Raw genomic sequence first — 26,639 nt, 5'->3', positions numbered from 1 at the left:
CGACCGCTCCGACCAAGACCCTGCGGCAGCAGAGCCTCCACAAAACTGAACTGACCGCTCGGCTTCGTCGTCATCGCAAGATCCCTGGTTCAAAAACAGGGAATCACATCCACACAATTTTGCAACAGGCCCACGAGGGGGGAGATTGGCCAATCTCCTACCTCTGCGCCAGCCGGCTGCTCTCCACGGCAATACCCAGCAGCGCCTGCCGCGCCAACGCCACCGATAGATCCGGCCGCCGCCTGGTCTGCAGCACCGCCGTCTGCAGCCGCATCAGCGCGCGGCTGAGCGCGTCGACGTTCCAACGTTCCAGCGCCTTCTCGACCAGCTTGCGTCTGGAGAAAAACACCGGCGGGCGGGCGGCGGCGACGACCGAGGCGGCGTTGCGGTTGCCGGACTCCATCTGGCCGCGCATGGTCTGGATCTGCTGCAACTGCCGCATTGCCGAGGACAGCACCAGGAAGGGCTGGCCGCCAGACTGGCAATGGCGGGTGAAGGCGGTGTCGAAGTCGCCGATCTTGCCTTCGAGGAGCGCGTCGACCGCGTCGTCGAAAGAGGCGCCGGAGACGTCGCCCGACATCGCCTTGACCTCCTCCAGCCCGATCTCGTTCTGGCCATGGGCGTAGAGCACGAGCTTCTCGATCTCGCCGCGCGAGGCCAGCCGGTCGCCGCCGAGATTGCGGCGCAGCGCCTGCCTCGCCTCCATGGTCATCGACATGCCGGCCTTGCCCAGTTCGGCATCAATGACGCCGTCGATGTCGCGCGCCTCATCGGCGTAGCACGGCAGCGCCATGGCGTTGTCCGCCGCCTCGACGATGGCGCGCAGCCCGGCGCCCTTCTTGAGATCGCCGGCCTCGATGAGAATGATGGCATCGCGCGCGGGCTCCGCCGTCAGCGCCTTGACGTCGTCGGCCAATGCCTTCTGGCCGCTAGCATTGCGCACCCACAGCAGCCGCCGGTCGGAAAACATCGGCACGGTGCGGGCTTCGTCGAGCAGCCGGCCCTCGTCGCGGTCGACCTCCGAACCCTCGAGCCTGACCACCGAGAAGGGATCGTCGAGCGGCAGGCCGGTCTTGCCGGCAAAGGCCTTCGCCCGCTCGGAGACGAGGCCGCGATCGGGGCCGTAAAGCAGCACGATCGAGATGCGCTGGTCCGGCCGCGCCAACCACCCATCGACCTCGTAAGCTTTCTTCTGTGCCATGGCGGGTTGGTTAGCATGATGCGGGGGCGGGGTGAATGGAGGTTGGTGATTGGGGCAAAGGATGATGCGCGTGATTTCTCGCAGCGTGGAAGATTGGCAAAAGCGGCGGAGCGCGTAATCTCCCCCCTTGAGGGGGAGATGTCGCCGAAGGCGACAGAGGGGGTCGTTGCGCGTGGAGCGCTAACCTTCATCTGCCGCAAGGAGGTCGCATCCAGTCGAACCGACCCCCTCTGGCCTGCCGGCCATCTCCCCCTCAAGGAGGGAGATTACGCTTCGCCGCCTTCGCCAATCACCTTATCTTCCGGCAAACCCAGCCCAACCTTCTCCCTAATTGCGCGCCGTCCCCCAACATCGACAAGAAATTTCGTCGACATATCTTCATCTTGGTGCTGGGGAGGCTGGATCGGCCGGCGCGGCCGGGACCGACGTCCGCAGGCTACCCCGACGAATTCGCACTGGCTTGGCGGCGCAGATATGCAAATATCGGCACCAGGCAACATTGGAGGACAAAGGTCATGGCCGATGCTGGGATGTTGCGGTTTCACGTTCCTGAGCCGGAAGTGCGGCCGGGCGGAACGCCTGACTTTTCCAATGTGCCGATCCCGAAGGCCGGCTCGGTGCCGCGCCCCGAAATCTCCGTCGATCCGCGCACCATCCGCGATCATGCCTTCTCGATCATCCGTGTGCTGAACCGCAATGGCGAAGCCGTCGGCCCCTGGGCCGGGCTGCTCTCCGATGAGGAACTTTTGACCGGTCTGCGCCACATGATGACGCTGCGGACCTTCGATGCGCGCATGCAGATGGCTCAGCGGCAGGGCAAGACCTCGTTCTACATGCAGCATCTGGGCGAAGAGGCGGTGGCTTGCGCCTTCCGCAAGGCGCTGGCGCCGGGCGACATGAACTTTCCGACCTATCGCCAGGCCGGCCTGCTCATCGCCGACGGCTACCCGATGGTCACGATGATGAACCAGATCTATTCCAACGAGGCCGACCCGCTGAAGGGCCGGCAATTGCCGATCATGTATTCGTCGAAGGAGCACGGCTTCTTCTCGATCTCCGGCAATCTGGCGACGCAGTACATCCAGGCGGTCGGTTGGGCGATGGCGTCGGCAATCAGCAATGATTCGAAGATCGCAGCCGCGTGGATCGGCGATGGCTCGACGGCCGAGTCCGACTTCCATTCGGCACTGGTGTTCGCCTCCACCTACAAGGCGCCCGTCGTGCTCAACGTCGTCAACAACCAGTGGGCGATCTCTACTTTCCAGGGCATTGCGCGCGGCGGCTCGGGCACGTTTGCCGCCCGTGGCCTCGGCTTCGGCATCCCGTCATTGCGCGTCGACGGCAACGACTATCTTGCCGTCCATGCGGTGGCCAAATGGGCGGCGGAGCGGGCGCGCAGCAATCTCGGGCCGACGCTGGTCGAATATGTCACCTACCGTGCCGGCGCGCATTCGAGCTCGGACGATCCCTCGGCCTACCGGCCAAAGACCGAATCCGACGCCTGGCCGCTCGGCGACCCTATCGTGCGGCTGAAGAACCATCTCATCGCGCTCGGCGTCTGGTCGGACGAGCGGCACGCGCAGGCCGAGGCGGAAATCCTCGACACGGTCATCGCGGCGCAGAAGGAAGCGGAAAGCCACGGCACGCTGCATGCCGGCGGCAAGCCGTCGACACGCGACATGTTCGAAGGGCTCTATGCCGAGATGCCGCCGCATCTCAGACGCCAGCGCCAGCAGGCGGGGGTTTGAGCCATGCCGAGACGGACCATGATCGAGGCCATTCGCGATGCCATGGACGTGTCGATGGGGCGCGACGACAAAGTCGTCGTGTTCGGCGAAGATGTCGGCTTCTTCGGCGGCGTATTCCGCTGCACGCAAGGCCTGCAGGCCAAATACGGCAAGAGCCGCTGCTTCGATGCGCCGATCAACGAATCCGGCATTGTCGGCTCGGCCATCGGCATGGCCGCCTATGGCCTGAAGCCGTGCGTGGAGATTCAGTTTGCCGACTACATGTACCCGGCCTACGACCAGCTGACGCAGGAAGCGGCACGGCTGCGTTACCGCTCCAACGGCGATTTCACCTGTCCGATCGTGGTGCGCATGCCGACCGGCGGCGGCATTTTTGGCGGCCAGACGCACAGCCAGAGCCCGGAAGCGCTGTTCACCCATGTGTCGGGACTGAAGACCGTGGTGCCGTCCAACCCACATGACGCCAAAGGGCTACTCATCGCGGCGATCGAAGACCCCGATCCGGTGATTTTTTTGGAGCCGAAGCGGCTCTACAACGGCCCTTTCGACGGCCATCACGACCGGCCGGTGACGCCGTGGTCGAAACATGAGCTCGGAGAGGTCGCCGACGGCCACTACACCGTGCCGCTCGGCAAGGCGGCGATCCGCCGGGCAGGCTCGGCCCTCACCGTGCTCGCCTACGGCACCATGGTCTATGTCGCGCAGGCCGCGGTCGAGGAAACCGGCATCGATGCCGAGATCATCGATCTCAGGACCCTTTTGCCGCTCGATCTCGACACGATCGTCGCCTCGGTCAAGAAGACTGGGCGCTGCGTCATCGTGCACGAGGCGACGCTGACGTCGGGCTTCGGCGCCGAACTGTCGGCCCTGGTGCAGGAAAACTGCTTCTATCACCTCGAAGCGCCGGTCGCTCGCGTTGCCGGCTGGGACACGCCCTATCCGCATGCGCAGGAATGGGACTATTTCCCCGGTCCCGCCCGGGTAGGCCGTGCTTTGCTTGAAACCATGGGGGCCTGAGATGGGCGAACACATCATCAAGCTGCCCGATGTCGGCGAGGGTGTCGCCGAAGCCGAGCTCGTCGAATGGCACGTCAAGATCGGCGACATGGTGCGCGAGGACACCGTGCTTGCCGCCGTCATGACCGACAAGGCGACGGTCGAAATCCCGTCGCCTGTCGACGGCGAAATCCTGTGGCTGGGCGCCGAGATCGGCGACACGGTGGCGATCGGCTCGCCCATCGTGCGGCTGAAGGTGGCGGGCGAGGGCAATGTTGCGGGTGGTGCGACGCCGGCAAAAGTCACGGCTGAGAGTACCCCCACCCCTAGCCCCTCACAAGGGGGAGGTGGACGCGCCACGGCCTCCAAGGGCGGAGCAAAATCTACTTCGCCATCATCAGAGTCCTCCGCAAAAAGCGTGCGAGCAGCGCAGACAGAATCCCCCTCCCCCTTGTGGGGAGGGGCTAGGGGCGGGGGTACTGCGCCGACGCCCGGAGTTGTCGCGCCCGCCGGCGCACCCCGTCCCGAGGGCGAAAGATCGTTGGCCTCTCCGGCCGTCCGTCTGCGGGCAAAAGAGGCGGGCATCGATCTCCGGCAGGTTGCGGGGAGCGGCCCTGCCGGGCGCATCGGCCATGAGGATATCGAGGCGTTCCTGGCGCGCGGCCCGCAGGTCGCCAGGACATCCGGTCTCGCCCGCAACGATACGATACAGGACATCAAGGTGGTCGGGCTGCGGCGCAAGATCGCCGAGAAGATGACGCTGTCCAAATCGCGCATCCCGCACATCACCTATGTCGAGGAGATCGACGTCACCGCGCTGGAGGAATTGCGCGCCGCACTCAACAAGGAGAAGCGCCCGGGCGTGGAGCGGCCGAAGCTGACGCTGCTACCGTTCCTGATGCGGGCGATGGTCAAGGCGATAGCGGACCAGCCCAACCTCAATTCGCTGTTCGACGACGAGGCCGGCATCATCCACCAGCATGGCGGCATCCATATCGGCATTGCCGCGCAGACGCCGTCGGGGCTGGTGGTGCCGGTGGTCAGGCATGCCGAGGCGCGCGACATCTGGGAATGCGGCACTGAGGTCATCAGGTTGGCCGAGGCTGCCAAGTCCGGCACCGCGACACGCGACGAGCTGTCCGGCTCGACCATCACCATCACCTCGCTCGGCGCCATGGGCGGCGTGGCGACGACGCCGGTGATCAACCATCCGGAAGTGGCGATCATCGGCGTCAACAAGATGATGGTGCGGCCGGTGTGGGACGGCACCCAGTTCATGCCGCGCAAGATGATGAACCTGTCGTCGAGCTTCGACCATCGCGTCATCGACGGCTGGGACGCGGCGGTGTTCATCCAGCGGATAAAGACGCTGCTGGAAACACCGGCGCTGATTTTCGTGTTTTCCGGGTGATGAGGCCGATGTCTAAGTCCCCCTCACCCGTATTCCCACCCTAATTGCAACGCCAATTCGGGGCAATCCGACCTCTCCCCGAGGGGAGAGGAGGTCGTCAGCGCAGGCGCCAGTCTCTTCTCCCCAGCGGGGAGAAGGTGGCCGCGAAGCGGCCGGATGAGGGGGCCTTCCTCACCAAAAAGAGCGTATCCCCATGAAAGAAATCTCCTGCAAGCTGCTGGTCATCGGCGCGGGTCCCGGTGGCTATGTCTGCGCCATCCGTGCCGGGCAGCTCGGCGTCGACACGGTGATCGTCGAGTCGGGCAAACCAGGCGGCACCTGTCTCAATGTCGGCTGTATCCCGTCCAAGGCGCTGATCCATGCGGCGGAAGAGTTCGAGAGGGTCTCACACATGGCGGGCGGCAAGAGCCCGCTTGGCATTTCGCTCACCGCACCGACGCTCGACCTGGCTAAGACGATCACTTGGAAGGACGGCATCGTGAGCCGGCTCAACAGCGGCGTCGCCGGCCTGCTCAAGAAGGCAGGAGTCAAGACCGTGCATGGCTGGGCGAGCTTTCGCGACGGCAAGACTGTGGAGGTCGAGACCGAGACGGGAAGCCAAGTGATCCGCGCCGAGGCGATCGTCATCGCCACCGGCTCGACGCCGGTCGAACTGCCGTTCCTGCCCTTTGGCGGTCCGGTGATTTCCTCAACCGAGGCGCTGGCACTCGGTGAGGTGCCAAAAAAACTTGCCGTCGTTGGTGGCGGCTATATCGGACTGGAACTCGGCATGGCCTTCGCCAAAATGGGCGCCAAAGTGACCGTGGTCGAGGCGTTGCCGCGCGTGCTGGCGCAATATGATGCGGAACTCACCCGGCCGGTGGTCAAGCGGCTCAACGCACTCGGCATCGAGGTGATGCTGGGTGCAAAGGCCAAGGGGCTGTCGACCAAAGGCGACGCGCTGCTGATCGAGACATCCGACGGCAAGAGCGCCAAGGTCGCCGCCGAAAAAATCCTGGTGACGGTCGGCCGCAAGCCGGTGACCGAAGGCTGGGGGCTCGACCAGATCGACCTTGATATGGCTGGAAAATTCATCCGCATCGACGAGCAGTGCCGCACCTCGATGCGCGGCATCTTTGCCATCGGTGACGTCACCGGTGAGCCGATGCTGGCGCACCGGGCGATGGCCCAGGGCGAGATGGTTGCCGAGATCATCGCCGGTCACAAGCGCAACTGGGACAAGCGCGCCATTCCCGCCGTTTGCTTCACCGATCCGGAACTCGTCACCGCTGGTCTTTCACCGGAAGAGGCCAGAGCTCTGGGCGGCGAGATCAAGATCGGCATGTTCCCGTTCGCCGCCAATGGCCGGGCGATGACGAAGCTGGGCGAAGACGGCTTCGTCCGCGTGGTGGCGCGGGCCGACAACCATCTGGTGCTTGGCATCCAGGCGGTCGGGAAAGGTGTGTCGGAACTGGCGGCGTCATTCGGGCTGGCGCTGGAGATGGGCGCGCGGCTGGAGGACATTGCCGGCACGATCCATGCGCATCCGACGCAGGGCGAAGGGTTCCAGGAAGCGGCGCTCAAGGCGCTGGGGCACGCGCTGCATATTTGAGGATGCTTACCCTCCCCCTTGTGGGGAGGGTCGATCCGCGAAGCGGAGCGGGGTGGGGGTCCTCGCCGACCGTCAGCGCTCACCCCACCCCGTCTCGCAGTCTACGCTTCGCTACGCATGCGAGCCGACCCTCCCCACAAGGGGGAGGGTGAAGAACTTCAGCTCGCCAGCCGGCTCACCATCTCGTGCTGGGCATAGGCGCGGCCGAAGCGGTTGGCTAGGAATGCGTCGAGCGCGATGTCTTCCTGCTTGACGAAGCCGGTCGCCGGCAGGCTGCCGTCGGCCAGCATGTCGAGCACGGCGCAGATGCCGGACGCCGTGGTGATCTGGATGGCGCTGCGCACCGTGTCGCCGACACGCTTCGAGTAGATCTTGTTGGCGTAGGTCTCCTGCAGCAGGCGGCCGTTCTTGCGGCCCGAGACGGTGACGAAGACGATGACCACATCCTGCAGCGTCGCCGGCAGGGCGCTCTCGAAAATGTCCTTCAGCACGTCGCGGCGGTGGCGCAGGCCAAGGTCGTTGAGCAGCGCCTTCATGATCGCGGCGTGGCCGGGATAGCGGATCGTGCGGTAGTTCAGCGTGCGCACCTTGCCCTTCAGCGTCTCGGCCAGCGTGCCGAGCCCACCGGAGGTGTTGAAGGCTTCGTAAGTGACGCCGTCGAGTGAGAATTCCTCGCGCTCCTCCAGCGGCGGCACCTCGACCAGTTCGCCCTCGACGATCGCCTCGCAGGGCTCGCAATATTCGTTGATGACGCCGTCGGTGCTCCAGGTCAGATTGTAGTTCAACGCATTGGACGGGTATTGCGGCAAAGCGCCGACGCGCATGCGCACGCTTTCGAGCGTGTCGAATCGGCTGGCGAGATCGTTGGCGACGATCGAGATGAAGCCCGGCGCCAGGCCGCATTGCGGAATGAAGGCGTTTCTGCCGGAGCGCGCCAATTCCTTGACGCGGCGGGTCGAGACGACATCCTCGGTCAGGTCGAGATAGTGCACGCCGGCACTGGCCGCTGCCTCGGCGATGCGGGTGGTCAGATGGAAGGGAGCGGCGCTGAGCACCGCGAATTTGCCGGCGAGGGCGGCTTCCAGCGTGCCGGATGCCTCGATGTCGAGCTCCAGCGTCGCGACCGTGGCCGGCAGTTCGGCGGAAGCGAGCTGTGCTGCCGAGCGGTCGACGAGCGTGACCTGATAATCCCCCGTGGCGGCGAGCATCTCGGCAATGGTCGAGCCGATCTTTCCGGCGCCGACAACGACAATTTTCTTCATGACCGATCCCTCACTGATTGTGAGCCCAGATTCGCAGCTTGCCCGTCGAATGGAAGCGTGGTTTTGTCCGAAACGAAACCATCTATTGGCTAGTCTGCCGAGAAGAATCGTCGAAATGCTCAGTGACGCCGAACAAGCCCTGCTTTCCCTGCTGCGCGAGAATGCGCGCGCCTCGACCGCCGAGCTCGCGCGGCGGCTTGGCGTCTCGCGGACCACGGTACAGAGCCGGATCGAACGGCTGGAGCAGCGCGGCATCATATCAGGCTATGGCGTGCGGCTGGCGCCGGACTACGAGCAGGGGCTGGTGCGGGCACATGTGCTGCTCACCGTGACGCCCAAGCTCGCCGACAAGGTGGTGCGCGCCCTGCGCGGCCTGGCGACGGTCAGGACGCTGCATTCGGTCAGCGGCAATTTCGATATGATCGTCATCGTCGACGCGCCGTCGATCCGCGACCTCGACATGCTGCTCGACCAGATCGGCGCCATGGACGGAGTCGAGCGGACTTTGTCGTCGATCATCCTGTCGACGCGGATAGATAGGTGAAGCTGCTGATCTCCCCCCTTGGGGGGGAGATGGCCGGCAGGCCAGAGGGGGGTGCTCAGGCGCTAGCCTCGGCCATCTGCGCCGTGTGACAGATCGACAGGTCGGCGGGACAGCACCCCCCTCTGCCTTGCCAGGCATCTCCCCCGCAAGGGGGGAGATTGGCCGTCACTTCGGCTTTCGCCAATTTCCTTACCTCAGGCATTGGACGAATGGTTCATTTCGCCTACCAATCCAGCGCCGGCGGAAAGCTCACCGCCACCTCAAGGCCAGGCCGACAATCCTCAAGCGTAATCGACGCGCCATGCAGGTCGGCGATGGCCCTGACAAGGCTGAGACCCAGCCCGCTGCCGGATGTCGACCGGCTATGGTCCAGCCGATAAAGCCGCTGAAACACTTTTTCATGTTCGTCGGTGGGAATGCCGGGACCGTTGTCGGCGACACCGGCAACGACGCGTTCGCCCTGGCGCGTCGCCGACAGCTTTATCGTCGTGCCCGATGGACAATGGCGCAGCGCGTTCTCGACCAGATTGGCGAACATCTGCGTCAACAGCTCGCGATCGCCATGGATCCGGTCCGTCGTTTCCTGTGGTTGCGCCAACGACAGCGACTTTCCGTCGTCCTCGGCAACATCGGCATAGATCTCGGCGATGGTTTGCAGCACCTCGCCCAGATCGACATCGGTGAACCGCGCCCGGCGCGCGCCGGCTTCGATCTGCGCGATGCGCAGCAGCGCATCGAAGGTCTCGTTGATCTGCAGGCTCTCGGCATGCGCCTCGGCCAGCTCAGCCGCGATCTTCTGGCCCGACAGATTCTTTTCCGATGCGGTGTCGAGGATCATCTGCAACCGGTTGAGGGGCGTCTTCAGATCGTGGGCGATGTTGGCGCTGACCTGTTTCATGCCTTCGACCAGTGCCGACAGGCGATCGAGCGCGGCATTGACCTGGCTGGAGACGATGTCGATGTCGTCGCCCTTGCCGGTCAGCGGAATGCGGGTGTCCAGCCGTCCATGCGAGACATCCACCATGGTGGCGGCGATGCCGTCGAGACGGCGCTGGACTCGCGAAGCCAGCAGGGCGCCGCCGGCGACCGCCAGCCCGGTGATGATCAGGGTTCCCCAGCCAAAGCTCATCAGCACGATCCTCTCCAGCTCCTCCGTCTCGGAAAGGCTGAAGGCGACGGTCAGGGTGTTGCCGCCGACCGGACCGGAATAGGCGCGGTACTCGGCGCCGGGCGGCACGCCGGGCATTTCGGTGTCGAACATCGAGAAGCCGTCGGGGAGCCCTGCCGCGGTGAAGTTGCCGGCCAGGCGATTGCCCGTCGCGTCGGTCAGCGAAAACAGCTGCTCCTTCTTGAGGCTGCGCAGGGAGTGGCTGCCGACGGTCTCAACCAGCTCCTTGAGATCGTTCTCGGCATAGGTCGCGGCGACCACCGCGTAGGTCTCCTTGATGGTGTCGTCGAGCCGCTCGGCAAGATCGGCGCTCATCATCTGGTAGACGATGGCGCCCGACAGGACGAAGGCCAGCACGAACAGGAAGGCGAAGGTCAGGGCCAGCCGGAACGGCGTGCTGCGCAGCAGGCGGGACCATGTTCCGGTCATGACGGCGCGTGCAGGCTGTAGCCGGTGTTGCGGACGGTGTGGATGAGCTGGGTTTCGAAGGGCTTGTCGACCTTGGCCCGCAGCCGGCTGATATGGGTCTCGACGACGCTGGTCCTGGGATCGAAATGAAAATCCCAGACGCGCTCCAGAAGCATGGTGCGGGTGATGACACGGCCTTCGCCGCGCATCAGCACTTCCAGCAGGCTGAATTCCCGCGGCTGCAGGTCGATCGTCTGGCCCCGCCTGATGACGCGTCGCATGATCAGGTCCATCTCGAGGTCGGCAACCCGTAGAACGGTTTTCTGCTCCTGCGCCGCCGGCCGCCGGCCGAGCGCGTTGATGCGGGCGAGAAGCTCGGAAAAGGCGAAGGGCTTGACCAGATAGTCGTCGCCGCCGGCCTCGAGCCCCTCGACGCGGTCGTCGATGCCGCCGACCGAGGTGAGAAAGATCGCCGGCGTCCGCACGCCGGCGGCGCGGACCGCCTTGATCATCGACAGGCCGTCGAGGCCGGGGATCATCCGATCGGCGATGATCACGTCGTAATTGCCCCGGGTCGCCGCGAACAGCGCGTCATGTCCGTTGCGCAGCAGGTCGCAGACATGGCCGGCCTCGGTCAGTCCCCTGACGATATAGTCGGCCGTCCTGTGGTCGTCCTCGACGAGAAGCAGTCGCATGAAAGGTCCGGTCCGTTGCCGAGATGGAGAGGCTATCACCGGCACGGGCTTGTTCCTAGGATGTCACGAAGGCGCAGGTATGGTGGCGCTTTCGTCATACATTCGCGATTGGCGGAAGCTTTCCTGGCTTCGTCCTTGGGATGCCGTGACATCTCCGAGCCGCGTAGCGATGCGGAACCCGACGTCCGCGGGACAGCACCCCCCTCTGCCCTTCCGGGCATCTCCCCCGCAAGCAAGGGGGGAGATCGGCAGCTTCGATCCCCCACCCCTCTTGCAACTCTTGCAACATTCGAGATTGGCGAAAGCGGAGGTACAGTCAATCTCCCCCCTTGCGGGGGAGATGGCCGGCAGGCCAGAGGGGGGTGTGAAGGATCGCTACTGAAGAAAACTTCCATTCTGCTCTGCACTTGGTCAGCGCACGCACACGCTGAGGTCAATCCGATTCCAGGAGGATCTCATCGGCCTCGTCGCCCTTCAGGGTCATGTGCAGGACGAGGGCGATGATGCAGCCAAGGAAGAGCAGGCTGGTGAAGATGGTGCCGAAGCCCAGGCCGCCATGCCTGGCCGACCGCGACAGCAGGTCACCGAATGAGGCGCCGAGCGGCCGCGTCAGGATATAGGCGAGCCAGAAGGCCAGGATGCCGTCGAGACTGAGCAGCCAGTAGGCGAGCGCTATCAGCGCGATGACGCCGCCGAACAGCAGCCCCGTCGTGAGGTAGCCCATGTCGAAGCTTTCGGCGACGAGATCGCCGGCGGCGGTGCCGAGCGCGAAGGTCAGCAGGATCGCCAGCCAGTAGAAGATCTCGCGCCTGGTGGTGAAGATGGTGTGGATCGACAGCGTCCTTTCGCTGGCGTACCAGACCGCGAATGTCGCAGCGAGCGCGACCGAGAAGGCGATGGTTGCCGTCTGCAGGCGCACGCCGAAACTGTCGACGAGGCTGTCCGTCACCAGCGTGCCGACGATGCTGATCAGCACCACCGCCGGCCAATAAGCCCACGGCATATAGCGTTTCCGCGTAAACTGCAGGACGAGGGCCGTGGTCAGGATGCCGGTCATGATCAGCGAGGTGGCGGTCAGCCCAAGCCCGAGTGTGTCGGCAAGATAATCCGCTGCGGTCTCGCCCGTGGTGACCGCCATCAGCTTGACCAGCCAGAAGTCGAGGGTGACGTCGGGAACCCTGCTGTGGCTCGGTGCGGCGGGTTGTTGCCTGTTGGGCGCGAGCATGGCTGAAGTCCAGAGGTCGACGGTTGCGGCGGGGCGGTGGCGATCCACCCCGCGCATCGTAAGCAAACGAGTTCACACCGGCCTGTCCGGCGGCATACAAATTCGTAAGAATGGCGCGCAAAAGGCATTGGGAATGCCTGGCGGTGCGTTTGATGGAATGCGGCGCCTTGCATCCGCCATTGCTGCTCAACGGCGCGCTGATGGCGGGCGCGATGCCGGGCCGCACGTTCGGCCCGACCCACCCTGCGCTCTAGTGATCGGTGGTTCTAGCTGCCGAGCGGATGCGGCATGTAGCCGACGAAGCCGGCGATCTTCCAGCTGCCGCCGACCTTGCTGCAGAAATACAGCGTCTGCCATTTCAAGCGATCGACGCTGCCGTCCGCCTTGGCAACCAAGCCGTCGAATTTCTTGTGCAGCACGGCGCGGTCGCCGTCGACATCGATGTCGCGCATGTTGGTGACGCGAAACAGCGCCTCGCGCAGCGGCTCGGCGAATTTGGTCGCCGCCGTCTCCCTGGCCTGGCGCAGCCATTCGTCGCGGTAGATGTCCAGCCTTGGAAACTGCAGCCGCCAGGCGTCGGCGTTATGCAGGAAATGAGCATGCATGCCGAAGAAGCTCTCGCCGACGAAATCATCCTCGACCATGGCCCAGTCCTGGCCGATGAAGGCGTCGATGTCGCGCCGCACCAGCATTTCCCAGAGCGCGTGGCGATCGGTATCGCCTGATGGAAACGGGTTCTTGTCGTAAGTCATTGCTGGGTGTCTCCGCTCTGGCAAATGCGTCTGTGCGTTACGGCTCCCAAGTCGCCCGCCAGCGCGTACGATGCAAGCGCTCTTGTAATAAAGCAACGCGGATTTCGAAGAATGTTGCTTTCCAACAAGCCCCCTATGAGGATCGCCCCGATCGGCGTAAGTGTCGATCGAAGCGGGCGCTGCCATGGCACCCCGTCCTGTCATCAGAGGAGGCTTGTCCCTTGCCGAAACAGTGTTTTGGAACATCGCATGTGCCGTTGTCGCCAGCCGTGCGGGCCGGTGATCTCGTCTATGTCTCGGGGCAAGTGCCTGTCGGCAGCGATGGCATCGTGGTCAAGGGCGGCATAACGGAGCAGACCGAGCAGGTGCTCGCCAACATCAAGGCCGCACTGGCGCTGGCCGGCTGCACAATGGACGATGTGGTGAAGACCACGGTCTGGCTGGAGGATGCGCGCGATTTCGGCGCCTTCAACGCGGTCTATGCCCGGCACTTCCCCAAAGACCCGCCGGCCCGCACCACGGTCGAATCGCGGCTGATGATCGACATCAAGATCGAGGTCGAGGCGGTCGCCTACCGGCCTCTGTAGGCAAAGCAACCAAGCGGAGGTGACCCCAAATGCAATTCGACCTCCTGCTGAAGGGTGGACGGCTGATCGATCCGGCGTCCGGGATCGATGCGCCGCGCGATGTCGCCATCGCCAATGGCCGCGTTGCCGCTGTCGATGCCGATATCCCGGTGACCAGCGCCGCGCAGATCGTCGATGCCGGCGGCTGCATCGTCACGCCGGGCCTGGTCGACCTGCACAGCCACGTCTATTGGGGCGGCACGTCGCTTGGCGTCGATGCCGACCGGCTGGCCGCCAAGAGCGGCACCACCACCTTCATCGATGCGGGCAGTGCGGGAGCCGGCAATTTCCTCGGCTTCCGCCGCCATGTCATGGAGCGGTCGAAGGTCCGCATCCTGGCCTATGTCAACATTTCCTTTGCCGGCATTTTCGGCTTCTCGCAGACGGTGTCGGTCGGCGAGTGCAGCGACCTCAGGCTGTGCGAACCGCGCGAGGTGGTCGCGGCGGTGCGTGAACACCGCGATGTCGTGGTCGGCGTAAAAGTCCGCTCCGGCAAGCATGCCGGCGGCACCAGCGGCATCGCCCCGGTGGATCTGGCGCTGGAGGCCGCCGACCAGGCTGGCCTGCCGCTGATGGCGCATATCGACGAGCCGCCGCCCGGCCGCTCGGAAGTGCTGCCGCGCCTGCGCAAGGGTGACATCCTCACCCACTGCTTCCGGCCGTTTCCCAATGCGCCGGTGTTCGCCTCCGGCGCGGTGCGGCCCGACATGCGGCTGGCGCGCGAGCGCGGCGTCATCTTCGACATCGGCCACGGCATGGGCTCGTTCGATTTCGCCGTCGCCCGCGCCATGCTTGAGGAAGGGCTGGCCCCGGACGTGATCTCGAGCGACGTGCATCTCTACTGCGTCGATGGGCCGGCCTTCGACATCCTGGTCTGCATGTCGAAGCTGCTGGCGCTCGGCATGCCGCTGGTCGAGGTCCTGCGCGCCGCCACGCAAGCGCCGGCGAGGGCGATCGCGCGGCCTGATCTCGGCACGCTGGCGGTGGGCACCGTCGGCGATGTCGCCGTGCTCCGGCAGCGCCCGGGCCGCTTCACCTTTGTCGATGCGGTCGGCGCGTCATTGGTCGCCGACCAGAGGCTGGTGTCGGAAGGCATCGTTATCGGCGGCACCTGGTGGCCGAACGAGGCGGCTGATCACAACGAGACCGAGCGTTTCGTGGCGCAGGCGTCGCATACGCATGTCGAGGTGGCGGCGAGGCACTTTGGGCACCGGCATGAGTGAAAGTTCTGCGCGACTTCGTCATCCACGGGCGGAGCGGAAGCGAAGCGGACGCGCAGACCCGAGGATCCATGCCGTGACCATTGCCGAAGAATGCGACGGATCAGGATGGTTGTTCGATAGGCCCTTCATCGCCGTTGGTGCATTGAAAGCCGATTCTGGTCCGCTTTCGCGTGCACGAATGGCGCGGCATGGATCCTAGGGTCTGCGCCGCGTCGCTTCGCTCCTTGCTTCGCCCTAGGATGACGAATCCATAGGACGCTCGTTGCTTGAATTGCTCGGTGCCCCGTAAACCGGCGTCTCAATCCCTTCCCTCCGCGCCTTGATCTGCAGCGCGACATATTTCGAATAGAAACGCGACAGCGCCAGATTGCCGCCGTGGAACCACAGTGCTTCCTGCGCGGTCGGCTTCCACATGTTGCGCAGCTCGCCTTGCCACGGTCCGGGGTCGCCCTTGACGCCCGAGCCGAGACCCCAGCACGGGCCGACCTTGTCGGCGACTTCGCGCGAGACGATCGCGGCGACATTCTCGTTCATCGACTGATAGCCGGTGCAGGCGATGATGGCGTCGGCGGCGAGTTCGCTGCCGTCCTCGAACAGGATGCCGCTCGGGGTCAGCGATTTGATGGCGACGCCGCTGCGGATGCCGATCTTGCCGTCGATGATCAGGTCGGAAGCGCCGACATCGATATAGTAGCCGGAGCCGGTGCGGTAGGCCTTCATCAGAAGGCCGGTCTCGTCGTCGCCGAAATCGAGGGCGAAGCCGGCGGCGCGCAAGCGGTCATAAAAGGCCGCGTCGCGCGCCTTGATCACCTCGTAAAGCGCCCGCTGGCCCTTGGGCACCAGCGCGAACGGTGTCGAGGCGACGATCATGTCGGCTTTCTCGGTGGTGATGCCGCGCGCCAGTGCGTCTTCCGAGAAGATCTCGAAGCCGACCTCCATCAGCGTGCTCGATTTGACCACCGTCGTCGGTGAACGCTGGATCATGGTGACCTCGGCGCCGCTTTCCCAGAGGTCGACGCAGACATCGTGGCCGGAGCTTGCCGCGCCGATGACAGCGACACGTCTGCCCCGGAATTTCTCGCCGCTGGCATACTGGCTGGAGTGCAGCAATTCGCCCTTGAACCGGTCGGCGCCCGGAAGATCGATCCGCCGTGGCGGGCCGTAGGCGCCGGTGGCGAAGACGATGTGCTTGGGCTTCAGCGTGATCTGCCGGCCGACGCGGTCGACCACCACGGTCCAGACTTTTTCGACCTCATCATAGGACGCGCTGAGGCATTTGGTGGCGACCCAGTAATTGAGCTCCATGACGTGCGTGTACATTTCCAGCCAGTCGCCCATCTTGTCCTTGGGCGTGAACACCGGCCAGTTTTCGGGGAAGGGGATGTAGGGCAGATGATCGTACCAGACCGGGTCGTGCAGCACGAGCGTGCGGTAGCGGTTGCGCCAGGAATCGCCGGGCCGCGCATTTTTCTCGATGACGATGGTCGGCACGCCGAGCTGGCGCAGCCGCGCCCCCAGCATGATGCCGCCCTGGCCGCCGCCGATGACCAGGCAGTAGGGCTGTTCCTCGTTGCCGAGCTCGCGCGTCTCGCGCGCCCGCGCCTCCGACCAGGTTTCACGCTGGGGATCGGCCTTGTGGCGCACGCCGAGTGGCCGGTCTGCGCCCTTGCGCTCCTCGAATCCCCTGAGGTCCGTCATCGCGGTGAACAATGTCCGGCAGCGGCCGTCGCGCAGCCGCATGATGCCTTCGCCTGACGCCACCGCGGTTTCGAAGCTGAACCAAGCCTCGATGGTGCCCTCCTCCGAAGTTGCCTCGCCGATCAGCTGCCATGCCCTGGGCTTGGTCGTCGCCAGCGCAGCTTTCAGCATATCGGCGATCGCCTCGCGGCCTTCCATGGTGGTGATGTTCCAGGTGAAGGTCAGGAGATCGCGCCAGTAGCAATCATCGACAAACAGGTTGGTCGCGGCCGCCGCGTCTCCCGCTTCGAGTACCTTGGCAAAGGACCCGAGCCATGCGGCTGCCTGTTTCGATGGGGCTATCTCGAGCATGTCTTTCCCTCTTCCTGCAACACGCCGCACACGGCGTAAAAATCTCAATTGTCGAACGCGGCGCCGCCCCTCATCCGCCTGCCGGCACCTTCTCCCCGTGAACGGGGAGGAGGGAGCTAATCCCCGAGCGGCTCCATCTCCTTGCCGGTGCGGTGGATCTGGGCGTTGTATTTGATGCGGCGCACCGTCTCGCGGGCCGAGCCGTCGAGCTTGTAGGCCGAGGCCACCGCCAAAAGGTCGATCGCCGCCAGGAAGGCGAAGCGCGAGGCCGTCGGCTTCAGCGTGTCGGGATATTCGGGCACCGCCACCGTCAGCCTGACGTCGCAGGCGCGGGCGAGTTCGGTGTCGGGCGCGGTCACGGCGATCGCGTTGGCGCGGTAATGCTTGGCGAGCTCGACGGCCTCGATCACCTCGCGGGTGCGTCCCGTCGCCGAAATGGCGATCACCAGATCGCCCGGCTTGAGCGTCGAGGCGGTCATGCGCATCAGATAGGGGTCGCACTGGGCGCTGACTGTGATGCCGTAGCGGAACAGCCGGTATTGGGTTTCCTGCGCCAGCGCCGAGGAGCTGCCGCCGAGGCCGAAGACCGTAACCTGGCGCGCCCTGGCGATCAGCTCGGCGGCTTTCTGCAGCTGCGCCGGGTCGAGCTGCCGCTCGGCCTCCTGCAGCGCCCGGCGCGCCTCGCCGAACACGGCGTTCCAGAACGGCATGCCATTGTCATTGCTGACGGAGGGCGACTTGGCCAGATAGAGCGCGCCGACGACGAGGCTCTGCGCCAGCTTCAGCTTGAAGTCACGCACACCCTCGCAGCCGATGGCGCGGCAGAACCGGGTCACCGTCGGTTCGCTGACCCCGGCGCGCTGGGCAAGGGCGGCGTTGGACGCGTCGACGGCATATTTGACGTCGTCGAGCACGACATCGGCGACACGCCGTTCGGCAGGGCGCAATTCGCTGTAGGAATCCTTGACCAGCGAAATGATGTCGGGAATGCGCCGGACAGGATCGCGCCTCTCGGTATCGGGGTCTGGAACAGGCTCGTCCTGGCTGCCAGCTTCGGTCATGGGGTCCTGGTCTTTCCCTGGGTTGCGAGGCTGTCGTCTTAGCATGTTTGCACGCCTTGGCTCCACGTGCCCGACCGCATCGCAACCGCAGCGTGTCGTTGGGGAAAGCTCACCTTCCTCCGTTCCTCTCTGATCCGTGTCAGTCCAGAAGTATGTAGGAAAGCAACATGCATTTCAAGGGCGTGAAAATGCCATTAAAACAACCAGATAGGTATATCACCCGATTTTCGTGATACAGTTATCATCGCCGGTGCTTGACAGGAAAGTAGGATAGTTACAGACTGATTTTCGCAGGGATGAGCCAATGGATCATCGCGCAATCTTCCCGGGGGGCAGATGAACACGGGCGATGCAAAAAAGCCGAAACTTGGCGTGCAGGCAGCGACCAAGATCTATCACACGGCCTCCGGCGACCTGCTGGCGCTGGACCGTTGCAGCCTCGATGTCAGCGCCAATGAAATCGTCTCGATCGTCGGTCCTTCCGGTTGCGGCAAGACCACGCTCTTGTGGTCGATGTCGGGCCTGCACAGCCTGACCAGCGGTGAAATCCAGCTCGACGGCAAGACCATCACCGGCCCGCATCCCGATATCGGCATCGTTTTCCAGGAAGCGAACCTTTTGCCGTGGCGCAATCTCGACGCCAACATCCGCTTCCCCTTCGAGATCAAGGGCGAGAAGCCGGACCGGGCGTGGATCGCGCATCTGCTCAACCGCGTCGGGCTCGACGGTTTCGGCGGCAAGTTTCCGCGCGAGCTGTCGGGCGGCATGCAGCAGCGGGCGGCGATCGTGCGGGCGCTGGCGCTTAAACCCTCGGTGCTGCTGATGGACGAGCCGTTCGGCGCGCTCGACAGTTTCACCCGCGAGGAGATGAACCGTCTGGTCGAGGAGATCTGGCTCGACACCAAGACAACCATCGTCTTCATCACCCACTCGATCGAGGAAGCGATCTTCCTCTCCGACCGGGTCGTGGTGCTGAGCGCCCGGCCTGGCCGCGTCGCCAAGGAGTATCGCGTGCCGTTTCCCCGGCCACGCTCGCTGGAGATCATGGCGACGAAGGAGGTCTTCGACCTCACCAACCGTATCAAGATGGACATTGTCGGCGAACGCACGCGGCCAAAAGCCCCGGAGCGCCCGAGCGCGGAGATCGTGAGGATCAGGCCGTGAGCGACACGATCCCGGAATTCTCGAAAACCAAGTCCGGCGACGGCCACGAGGTCAGCCTGACCAATCTGTCGGCCTTCGCCAGCGGCCCCGGCATCAAGTCGGGCAAGGAGGTGGCGGCCATTCTTGCCGTGGCGGTGATCATCATCGGCGGCATCGAACTGGCGCTGCGGCTGTTTCATGTGCCGCTCTACATCATGCCGCCGCCAAGCTCGATCGCCTATGCGCTGTTCGACGAGTTTCCGCTGATCGCGCCGCATCTCGGCTACACGCTGGTCGAGCTGTTGTCCGGTTTTGCGATCGGCGCCGTCATAGGCCTTGTTCTAGCCGCCGTCATCACCCAGTTTCCGTTCGCCGAGAAAATCGTCGCGCCCTACATTTTGCTTTTGGTCACGACGCCGATGCTGGCGCTGGTGCCGCTGCTGATCCTGCGCTTCGGCTTCGGCTACACGCCGCGCATCATCGCGGTGGCGCTGGCCGCCGGGCCGATGGTGATGATCAATGCCGCGACCGGCTTTCGCCGCGTCGACAGCGCCAAGATCGCGCTGGCGCGCTCCTATGGCGCCAGCACCTTGCAGATCTTCTGGAAGATCCGCGCGCCGATGGCGCTGCCGATGATCCTGGTCGGGCTGATGATTGGCGCCATCTTCGGCCTGCTGACAGCGGTCGGCGCCGAAATGGTCGGCGGCGGTTTCGGCCTCGGCAACCGGCTGACGACCTATTCGTCGATGATCCAGATGCCGCAGTTCTTCGCCGTGGTGCTGATCCTGTCGACGCTCGGCATCCTGATCTACGTGCTGTTCTTCCTGATCGGCAAGAAATGGGCGAGCTGGGAGGCTTGAACACAAGGATATGAACGCCCGGGAGGCGGGCGGCAAGAGACCGACATCAAACAAAAAAGGGGAATGCCATGACCAAAAAAATCTCGATTAATCCGGCGGGGATCAGCCGCCGTTATTTCCTGCAGGTGACCGGCGCTGGGCTGGTGACGGCCACGGCGCTCGGCGCCACTGGCCTCAAGGCCAGGGCCGAACCTTATGGAAAATTCACCTGGATCTCGCCGCGCGGCACCCTCGAAGTGCTCGACGACTATCCCTACTGGGCAGCCAAGAAGGCCGGCTATTTCGACGGGCTGGACACCGACATGCAGCCGGGGCCGTCGGACGGGACCGCGACGGTGAAGTTCGTCGATGTCGGCCAGGCCGATATGGGCTTCCCGTCGCCCGGCGTGTTCTCCTTTGCCATCCAGAACGGCATGAAGCTGAAGTCGGTGTTCCACATGGGCGCCCGCGACACGTTCAGCATCGCCTTCCGCAAGGGCGAGGGGTCGAACGATCTGAAGAAGCTGGAAGGCAAGACCATCCTGCTCGGCTCCGCCGCCTGGCAGTCGATCACCGACCCGCTGCTGGCCGCACAAGGCGTCGACATCAAGAAGGTGAAATATGTCGAGGCCGGCTGGCCGACCTGGGGCACGGCGCTGGCCGGCGGCCAGGGCGACGCCGCTTTGGCATGGGAAGGGCTGCGTGCCGAATGGATCGCCAAGGGGCTCGACTTTGAATACTGGCTCGGCGTGCAGAATTCCAAGCTGCCGGCCAACACCTTCGTCGTGCGCGCCGCCGATCTCGAGGATCCCGACAAGAAGGCGTTCCTGGAAAAGTACCTGCGCGGCTGGGCGATGGGCCTCGAGTTTGGCTACCAGAATCCACGCGCGGCCGTCGAAGCGGTGTTCGAGCAGTTCCCGACGCTGGCCAAGAATCTCGGACCCGAGCTCGGCACCACCTCGATCCTGCAGCAGATCAATGTCTTCCGTGGCGACATGGACAAGCGCGGCGGCTGGGGCTCGCACGACATGGCGAGCTGGCAGGGCTTTTTCGACGAGATCCACAAGATCGGCCAGATCACCGCTCCGGTGGAGGCCGAGGATGTCTGCACCAACGATCTGATCGGCCCGGCCAATGATTTCGACAAGGCCAAGGTTAAAGCCGATGCCGACGGATACAAGCTGTCGGAAGGCTTCGCCGCCCTCGATGTAGAGAAGATCAAGGCGCATCTGTTCGATTCGGCGATCAAGTAGGGGCGCAAACGGATCATGTCGGCGCCGCCCCTCATTGCCCTGCCGGGCTCCTTTCCTCTCCCTCCGGAGGGGGGAGAGGTGGCGCCGCGAAGCGGCGACGGAGTGGGGGAAGGCGTTCGCCAAACGCGCAGTCGCCGCAAGACAGGCACAATCCGACGCGCAAGAAATATTAGGCGGGCGGCGAAGGTCGACCCCCACCCCGTCGAGCTGCGCTCGACACCTCTCCCCCGATCGACGGGGGAGAGGAAGGGCAGTGAGCGGCGGCGCTGATCGCCGTCCACAATTCAATCAATTGGGAGGCAGCGGTGTCCGACAAGGTAAAGGTGCTGGTGGTGGGTCTCGGCAATATGGGTGCGTCGCATGCCAGCGCGTATCACCGGCTCGACGGTTTTGAGATCGTCGGCATTATGAGCCGCTCGATCAAGAGCAACACGAAGATTCCGGGAGAATTAGCCGGCTACCCACTCTACGAGGATTTCGACCAGGCGCTGAAGGAAACAAAACCGGACGCGGTGTCGATCAACAGCTGGCCGAACACCCATGCCGAATATGCGCTGAAGGCAATCGCCGCCAACTGCCATGTGTTCATGGAAAAGCCGCTCGCCACCAACAATGAGGATGCCGAGAAAGTGGTCGCGGCGGCACGCGCCAAGAACCGCAAGCTGGTGCTCGGCTATATCCTGCGCGTCCACCCGTCATGGATCAAGTTCATTGAGGTCGGCAAGACGCTCGGCAAGCCGCTGGTGATGCGGCTCAACCTCAACCAGCAGAGCAGCGGCAGCGCCTGGCACTGGCACAAGAACCTGATCGATTCGCTGATCCCGATCGTCGATTGCGGCGTCCACTATGTCGACGTCATGTGCCAGCTGACCGGCGCCAAGCCGGTGCGCGTGCACGGCATCGGCGCCAAGCTCTGGGCGGAGGCCGACAAGCAGAATTACGGCCATCTGCACGTCACCTTCGATGACGGTTCGGTCGGCTGGTACGAAGCCGGCTGGGGTCCGATGATGAGCGAGACGGCCTATTTCGTGAAGGACGTGGTCGGCCCCAAGGGCGCGGTGTCGATCGTCGCCGGACAGCAGGCGAGCAGCGCCGCCGACACCGCCGAGGTGTCGAACTCCGCCGACATCGACCGCCACACCAAGACCGACGCGCTGAAGATCCACTATGCCGCTGTCGATGGCGACAAGAATTTCTCCAAGCCCGACGAGATCGTCAGCATGGAGGACGAGCCCGGCCACCAGGAACTCTGCGACCGCGAGCAGGCCTTCTTCCTGCGCGCCATCCGCGAGGATCTCGACCTGACCGAGCAGATGGATGCAGCGGTCAACAGCCTGCGCATCGTGCTCGCCGCCGAACAGAGCATCGCGCTCGGGCGGACCATCGACCTGGCCTGACGCAATTCCCGTCTCCCCGTCCCCATTCGAGGCTGTCGCATATGGATTCTGGCGAAGAAGGACCCCCACCCTAACCCTCCCCACAAGGGGGAGGGAAGCTGCCGCGCTCTTCATCCTCGGTGTTAAACGCCTGTGATTTGCCGAGTTCAGCGCCTACAGAATCCCCCTCCACCTTGCGGGGAGGGGTTAGGGGTGGGGGTATTCGTAGGGCGAAAAGCTAGGTTTCTTGAGTGCCTTGGTCCCTCTCGACAGAGGGTGCCGGGAGGCGGCGCCAAACGTTGGCAAGATCAACGAACGACGTTGAAAAATTGGGAGAGAGACATGGTCACCGAAAGTCTGCTGAAAACCTATGCCGAGTCCGACGCGCTCGACTTGGCTGGACTGGTGCACAGCGGCCAGGTTTCACCGGCGGAACTGGTGGAGGCAGCGATCACGCTGGTCGAGCGGCTCAACCCGGCGCTCAATGCGGTCATCCATCGCCTCTACGACATGGCGCGGGCGCAGGCCGAAACGGTCGACACATCAGCGCCCTTCGCCGGTGTGCCGTTCCTGCTCAAGGAGCTGGCCTCGTCCTGGACCGGGGCGCCGAACACCAATTCTTCTTTCTACCTCAGGGATGTCGTTGCCGATTTCGACACCGAGGTCGTTCGCCGCATGAAGGCGGCCGGGCTGGTGCTGGTCGGCAAGTCGAACGCGCCGGAAAATGGCTGGTCGATCACCACCGAGCCGAAACTCTACGGTGTGACCAAGAACCCGTGGAAGGAAGGCATCACGCCCGGCGGCTCGAGCGGCGGCGCTGCCGCGGCCATCGCGTCGCGCATGGTGCCGATCGCCGAGGCCAGCGATGGCGCCGGCTCGATCCGCATCCCGGCCTCCTGCTGCGGCATTGTGGGCTTAAAACCGTCGCGCGGACGTGTCAGCCTCGCGCCGTTCGGCGACTATTGGTACGGCGGCGCCTATTTTCTCTGCTGCTCGCGCACCGTGCGCGACACCGCGGCCTATCTCGATGCGGTTGCCGGCGCGCTGCCCGGCGATCCCTACACGCCGCCGGTTCCAGATGGCAGCTGGCTCAGCCTCTCGGCGCGAGCGCCAAAGAAGCTGCGCATCGGCTTTTCCGTCACGCCGCCCAACGGCACGGCGATCGATGCGGAGGTGAAGGCGGCGGTGCTGGCGACCGTGGCGGCACTCGAGCGCCTCGGCCACCACGTCGAAGAGCATGACATGCCGCTCGACGCCAATGCTGTGTGGAAGACCTACACCAACATGACCTGCGTGCAGACGGCGGCGACGTTCGACTACCTTGAGACGGTGGTGGGGCGGCCGGTGACGCCAGGCGATGTCGAGGCGGTGACTTGGGCAATCATCGAGCGCGGCCGCTCGACCAGCGGCATCAGGCACATCTCCGATGTCGAGCAACTCAGGCAGGTCGGCCGCGACATCGTCGGCGACCTCGGCGCCTACGATCTCTTCATCACCCCGACCCTGACGCAGCTGCCGCGCCCGTTCGGCTATTACGACATGTCGGAAACAGACATCGATCGCTACAACGCCAAATGGGCGGACTCGGTGTTTGCCTTCCCCTTCAACATCTCCGGCCAACCGGCGATCTCGCTGCCGCTCGGCTGGTCGAAAGGCGGCGTCCCGATCGGCGTGCAGCTCGTCGGCCGCTACGGCGACGAGGCAACGGTGCTGGCCGCGTCGGCACAGTTGGAGCGAGAGATGCCGTGGAAGGGGCGGCGGCCGGCGGTGAGTGGGTAGGTGCTGGGCACCGCGTGCGGCTTCGAGATTGGCCAAATCCGCCCATCGCTTCGTCATCCACGGGCGGAGCAAGGAGCGCAGCGACGCAGCGCAGACCCGAGGATCCATGCCGCGACTTCAAAGCGTCGCTACGATGAAGAGTTCTGCTCCGCTGCATTCCTCGGCCAAGGTCACGGCATGGATCCTCGGGGCTCCGCGACGGAGCTTCGCTCCTGCTCCGCCCGTGGATGACGAAGGTGGGGAGGCTTCGGCCAATCTCCAGCGTGCAGACTCAAAGCCGGCTATCCAATCCTCTCCAACCGTCTCGGCAGACGATTCATGGCAACAGGCCCGTCCGGTGTGATCAGGAACTGGTCCTCGAGATTGAAGCTGGCGAGGCGGTCTATGTAGAGCGGGATTTCGAAGGCCAGCACCATGCCGGCTTCGATCACGACATCGCTGTCGGCCGCAATGAACGGCCATTGCTCTGAGAAGACGGACTGGCCGACGCCATGGCCGAAATGGCCGCGGCGGTAGGTACGCAGCCCTTGCCGCGCCAGGCTGTCGGTGGCGACGCGATGCACTTGGGCGAGCGTGGTTCCCGGAACAAGGGATGCCAGCCCGTCGTCAAAGGTCCGCTCGGCGATCGCGTGCAGTTCGGCCTGCTCGGCGGATGGCGGCCCGAAGGTGAAGTTGCGCGACATGTCGGAGGCGTAGCCGCCGACCGTGCAGACCATGTCGCACTTCAGCGGATCGCCCGGCATGGCTTTCGCATCGGTGCTTTTGAGCCGGGCGCCGAGCGTCACATATTCGGCTGTGGCGACCGGATGGGACAGGCCGGCCGCGGCCGTGGCGACGCCTTGCCGATAGAGGGCAATGAGATCGGCCTGACGCATGCCGGCCATGGCATCGACCTGCAGCCGCTCCAGCCCGGCCTCCGACAGGATGATGCCTTGCTGCAGCAGATCGATCTCGCGCGGCGACTTGACGGCCCGCAGCCTGTCGAGCACCGCCGAGCCGTCGACCATCGTGCAGCCCGGCAGCAGCGCCTGCATGGCAGCGAAATCAGCGGCGGGAACAAAATCGAGATCGACGCCGATCGTTGCGCGCTCGAGACCGAACCCGGTCAGGATCTGCTTCAGCTCATGGACGGAATTGGCCAACTCGAATGTAGCGGGCCGGGTAATGGCAGGCGTCCAGCCGGACGAGCCAAAGCCGGCCACTATGCGCCGCGCCAGCCCTTGCGCTGGCCTCGAGGCGTCAAACGTGGCGAATTCGATCCAGATCGGGTGGCTGCGGATGACGGCGTCGGGCAGAGCCAGTTGCAACTGTCCCGCATTGAAATCCGCCACCACCACGCCGATCGGCAGGCCTTGGCGGGCCGGGATGACGACGAAGCCGGCGCCGGCGCGCCGGAACAGTCCCGCCGGGCCGATCGAGGCGCCGGTCGCATAGTGGAAGGCCTCGGGTGCGCACAGCACCAGCGCCGCGATGCCCGCGCGCTTCATCAGTTGCGCCGCGCGCCTGCGATCGACAAAGCCTGTCATGATTTCCCCACTGTTCGAAGCGGCAACGAAGCACTCCGCGCATCGACAATCAAGCCGCTGACAGCAGCTACTTGATCGATTCCAGCTTGGCGACGGCGGCCGTGAAGCCAGCCAGCGATATCGGGATGGTGACCGGCTTGCGGGTGACCGATTCCATGCCGATGTTCAGATTGGTGCCGGACTTCATTGCCTTGATGAGATCCGCCGACAGCGGCGTGGCGGCATAAGCGCCGTTCTGGTCGCTGGTCTGGATGGCAATCGTCGTCTTCTGGCCCTGGTCGATCTGGAAGGAGGCGCCGGACGGCAGGAACAGGCCGTGTGGCAGGGCAAGCAGCATGGCGAGGCTGCCATTGCCGTTGTCGCGGCGCACGGTCACGGTCAGCACGCGCTGCCCGGTCTTGGCCTCGGTCAGGTTCTGCGAAACCTGGCACTGAAGCTCGCTGGTCGCCGAACCGCTGGAGCAGTTCACTGCCCATGGATTGGCATCGGCCGGTTTTGCATTGCTTTCAGCCGGCTTTGGCTGGGCCGGCTTGGCATCTTCGGCAAGGGCTGGGCCGGCGGCCAGACCAAGCCACAGGGCGGTCAGCCCCGCGGCCACGCCAAGTAAATTAGACTTCGCTAAAGTAGCTGTCATGTTATTTTGCCGGACGTCTTGCATGTTTCCTCACCGCGCCCGGTATTCTCCCGAGCACGGCTTGATACAACACCCGCGACTGTTTCGAAAGCTCGACCGGAGGCAAGAAAGCCGGCGAAATTACTGTGA

At 64.5% G+C, this 26,639-nt stretch carries 23 protein-coding genes; 13 read left to right on the top strand and 10 right to left on the bottom strand.

The window, feature by feature from the left end:
- Positions 1-157 precede the first annotated feature (157 nt).
- Positions 158-1,201: a DNA polymerase III subunit delta gene (holA, locus tag NKH95_RS13200; protein WP_352753766.1), complete on the bottom strand. Its 1,044-nt coding sequence runs from the start codon at positions 1,199-1,201 to the stop codon at positions 158-160.
- Between the two features lie 515 nt (positions 1,202-1,716).
- Between holA and NKH95_RS13195 the strand changes: the two genes are divergently transcribed.
- From NKH95_RS13195 to lpdA, 4 genes are all read left to right on the top strand, one after another.
- Entirely contained in the window at positions 1,717-2,949 is a 1,233-nt protein-coding gene (locus NKH95_RS13195; protein ID WP_352761464.1) for a 3-methyl-2-oxobutanoate dehydrogenase (2-methylpropanoyl-transferring) subunit alpha, read from the top strand.
- Between the two features lie 3 nt (positions 2,950-2,952).
- Positions 2,953-3,966, top strand: coding sequence for an alpha-ketoacid dehydrogenase subunit beta (locus tag NKH95_RS13190; protein ID WP_027162844.1), 1,014 nt, complete (start codon positions 2,953-2,955; stop codon positions 3,964-3,966).
- 1 nt (position 3,967) lies between these two features.
- Positions 3,968-5,356: a dihydrolipoamide acetyltransferase family protein gene (locus tag NKH95_RS13185; protein WP_352891710.1), complete on the top strand. Its 1,389-nt coding sequence runs from the start codon at positions 3,968-3,970 to the stop codon at positions 5,354-5,356.
- Between the two features lie 193 nt (positions 5,357-5,549).
- Positions 5,550-6,947, top strand: coding sequence for a dihydrolipoyl dehydrogenase (gene lpdA / locus NKH95_RS13180; RefSeq protein ID WP_352612553.1), 1,398 nt, complete (start codon positions 5,550-5,552; stop codon positions 6,945-6,947).
- A 158-nt stretch (positions 6,948-7,105) separates the two neighbouring features.
- Here lpdA and NKH95_RS13175 read toward each other — a convergent pair whose 3' ends face one another.
- On the bottom strand, positions 7,106-8,209 hold the full coding sequence (locus NKH95_RS13175; RefSeq protein WP_128305951.1) for a saccharopine dehydrogenase family protein: 1,104 nt from the start codon (positions 8,207-8,209) through the stop codon (positions 7,106-7,108).
- 115 nt (positions 8,210-8,324) lie between these two features.
- Between NKH95_RS13175 and NKH95_RS13170 the strand changes: the two genes are divergently transcribed.
- Positions 8,325-8,753: an Lrp/AsnC family transcriptional regulator gene (locus NKH95_RS13170; RefSeq protein ID WP_023813397.1), complete on the top strand. Its 429-nt coding sequence runs from the start codon at positions 8,325-8,327 to the stop codon at positions 8,751-8,753.
- A 223-nt stretch (positions 8,754-8,976) separates the two neighbouring features.
- Here the strand turns inward: NKH95_RS13170 and NKH95_RS13165 are convergent, their stop codons facing one another.
- The 3 genes from NKH95_RS13165 to NKH95_RS13155 form a co-directional block, all read right to left on the bottom strand.
- Positions 8,977-10,350: a HAMP domain-containing sensor histidine kinase gene (locus tag NKH95_RS13165; RefSeq protein WP_023813395.1), complete on the bottom strand. Its 1,374-nt coding sequence runs from the start codon at positions 10,348-10,350 to the stop codon at positions 8,977-8,979.
- Entirely contained in the window at positions 10,347-11,024 is a 678-nt protein-coding gene (locus NKH95_RS13160) for a winged helix-turn-helix domain-containing protein (RefSeq protein WP_352442366.1), read from the bottom strand. Before NKH95_RS13160 ends, NKH95_RS13165 begins: the two co-directional genes overlap by 4 nt.
- Positions 11,025-11,457: 433 nt before the next feature.
- The gene (locus tag NKH95_RS13155) at positions 11,458-12,249 is read right to left on the bottom strand and encodes a COG4705 family protein (protein WP_352723092.1); all 792 of its coding nucleotides are present in this window, start codon (positions 12,247-12,249) and stop codon (positions 11,458-11,460) included.
- Positions 12,250-12,359: 110 nt separating this feature from the next.
- Between NKH95_RS13155 and NKH95_RS13150 the strand changes: the two genes are divergently transcribed.
- The gene (locus tag NKH95_RS13150) at positions 12,360-12,503 is read left to right on the top strand and encodes a hypothetical protein (protein WP_352442368.1); all 144 of its coding nucleotides are present in this window, start codon (positions 12,360-12,362) and stop codon (positions 12,501-12,503) included.
- A gap of 12 nt (positions 12,504-12,515) precedes the next feature.
- Here NKH95_RS13150 and NKH95_RS13145 read toward each other — a convergent pair whose 3' ends face one another.
- Complete coding sequence (locus tag NKH95_RS13145; protein ID WP_128305955.1) at positions 12,516-13,001, bottom strand: hypothetical protein; 486 nt, start codon at positions 12,999-13,001, stop codon at positions 12,516-12,518.
- A gap of 221 nt (positions 13,002-13,222) precedes the next feature.
- Here NKH95_RS13145 and NKH95_RS13140 point away from each other — a divergent pair, with 221 nt between their 5' ends.
- On the top strand, positions 13,223-13,588 hold the full coding sequence (locus NKH95_RS13140) for a RidA family protein (protein ID WP_128305956.1): 366 nt from the start codon (positions 13,223-13,225) through the stop codon (positions 13,586-13,588).
- Positions 13,589-13,617: 29 nt separating this feature from the next.
- Positions 13,618-14,850 (top strand): amidohydrolase/deacetylase family metallohydrolase, encoded by a 1,233-nt coding sequence (locus tag NKH95_RS13135; RefSeq protein WP_352442370.1) that lies wholly within the window; start codon positions 13,618-13,620, stop codon positions 14,848-14,850.
- 234 nt (positions 14,851-15,084) lie between these two features.
- Here the strand turns inward: NKH95_RS13135 and NKH95_RS13130 are convergent, their stop codons facing one another.
- Both NKH95_RS13130 and NKH95_RS13125 read right to left on the bottom strand, forming a co-directional pair.
- Positions 15,085-16,899, bottom strand: coding sequence for an NAD(P)-binding domain-containing protein (locus NKH95_RS13130; protein ID WP_352723095.1), 1,815 nt, complete (start codon positions 16,897-16,899; stop codon positions 15,085-15,087).
- 116 nt (positions 16,900-17,015) lie between these two features.
- Positions 17,016-17,960, bottom strand: coding sequence for a MurR/RpiR family transcriptional regulator (locus NKH95_RS13125; RefSeq protein WP_352868459.1), 945 nt, complete (start codon positions 17,958-17,960; stop codon positions 17,016-17,018).
- A 336-nt stretch (positions 17,961-18,296) separates the two neighbouring features.
- On the opposite strand from NKH95_RS13125, the gene NKH95_RS13120 reads away from it, so the two are divergent.
- From NKH95_RS13120 to NKH95_RS13100, 5 genes are all read left to right on the top strand, one after another.
- Positions 18,297-19,124 carry an ABC transporter ATP-binding protein gene (locus tag NKH95_RS13120; RefSeq protein ID WP_352679982.1) on the top strand — a complete coding sequence of 276 codons (828 nt, stop codon included), beginning with the start codon at positions 18,297-18,299 and terminating at the stop codon, positions 19,122-19,124.
- Positions 19,121-19,963, top strand: a complete 843-nt coding sequence (locus NKH95_RS13115) for an ABC transporter permease (protein WP_352723096.1) — start codon at positions 19,121-19,123, stop codon at positions 19,961-19,963. Before NKH95_RS13120 ends, NKH95_RS13115 begins: the two co-directional genes overlap by 4 nt.
- Before the next feature lie 68 nt (positions 19,964-20,031).
- Positions 20,032-21,195: an ABC transporter substrate-binding protein gene (locus tag NKH95_RS13110; RefSeq protein WP_352891705.1), complete on the top strand. Its 1,164-nt coding sequence runs from the start codon at positions 20,032-20,034 to the stop codon at positions 21,193-21,195.
- A gap of 305 nt (positions 21,196-21,500) precedes the next feature.
- A complete protein-coding gene (locus NKH95_RS13105) occupies positions 21,501-22,592 on the top strand; it encodes a Gfo/Idh/MocA family protein (RefSeq protein WP_352891704.1) in 1,092 nt (363 codons plus the stop codon).
- A gap of 321 nt (positions 22,593-22,913) precedes the next feature.
- Positions 22,914-24,350 (top strand): amidase, encoded by a 1,437-nt coding sequence (locus NKH95_RS13100; RefSeq protein WP_023814187.1) that lies wholly within the window; start codon positions 22,914-22,916, stop codon positions 24,348-24,350.
- 281 nt (positions 24,351-24,631) lie between these two features.
- Here NKH95_RS13100 and NKH95_RS13095 read toward each other — a convergent pair whose 3' ends face one another.
- Together NKH95_RS13095 and NKH95_RS13090 are read right to left on the bottom strand one after the other, a co-directional pair.
- A complete protein-coding gene (locus tag NKH95_RS13095) occupies positions 24,632-25,876 on the bottom strand; it encodes a M24 family metallopeptidase (protein WP_023810875.1) in 1,245 nt (414 codons plus the stop codon).
- Between the two features lie 67 nt (positions 25,877-25,943).
- Positions 25,944-26,510 (bottom strand): invasion associated locus B family protein, encoded by a 567-nt coding sequence (locus NKH95_RS13090; RefSeq protein WP_352772469.1) that lies wholly within the window; start codon positions 26,508-26,510, stop codon positions 25,944-25,946.
- Positions 26,511-26,639: the final 129 nt, after the last annotated feature.

Source organism: Mesorhizobium sp. M0848 (genome assembly GCF_040319805.1).
Lineage (GTDB): Bacteria > Pseudomonadota > Alphaproteobacteria > Rhizobiales > Rhizobiaceae > Mesorhizobium.
The sequence above is the reverse complement of the archived record's forward strand: the minus strand, read 5'-3'. Positions and strand labels throughout refer to the sequence as shown.